The following is a 525-nucleotide window of genomic DNA, read 5'->3' on the forward strand; positions in this document are numbered from 1 at the left end:
GCAAGACGCGGCTGGTCAGCGGTGCGGTGCACTACCCGAATCCGCCGGCACAGTTGCCGGAGGGCGATAGCGTGTTGATCTGCTGCGCGGTGCCGGCTGCCAGCGAAGAGCGCCAGAGCCTGGTGCTGGACCTCTGAGCGAGGCCCGGGCGCCTGTCAGGCCTCGCTGCTCATTCTCACGGGCGAAGTGTAGGTCTGGCCGCAGATGCGATCGCGTCCCTCGGCCTTGGCCCTGTACAGCTGCTCGTCGGCCCAGTTCAGGTGCTGCTCCACGCTGGCGCCAGCGTTCGGCGGCAGGGTCGCACTACCGATGGACAGGGTCACGACCGTGGCCACGTCCGAACTGCGGTGTTCGATGGCCAGGCGCTTGATGGCTTCCTGCAGGCGTTCGGCTACCTGGCGCGCGCCGGCTTCGTCGGTATCCGGCAGCAGGGCGGCGAACTCCTCGCCACCGAAGCGCGCGACGAGGTCATAGGGACGGTTCAGGGTGTTGGCCAGCGCCTGGGCGACGTCACGCAGGCACTGG

Annotated in this window: 1 protein-coding gene; it reads right to left on the bottom strand. The window is 68.8% G+C overall.

The window, feature by feature from the left end; genetic code table 11:
- Nucleotides 1–155: 155 nt before the first annotated feature.
- On the bottom strand, nucleotides 156–525 hold a 370-nt coding region (locus J0A65_RS25490; protein WP_206597010.1), incomplete at its 5' end, for a diguanylate cyclase domain-containing protein.

Origin of the sequence: Bowmanella yangjiangensis, from assembly GCF_017255015.1 — a bacterium.
Classification (GTDB): Bacteria; Pseudomonadota; Gammaproteobacteria; order Enterobacterales; family Alteromonadaceae; genus Bowmanella; species Bowmanella yangjiangensis.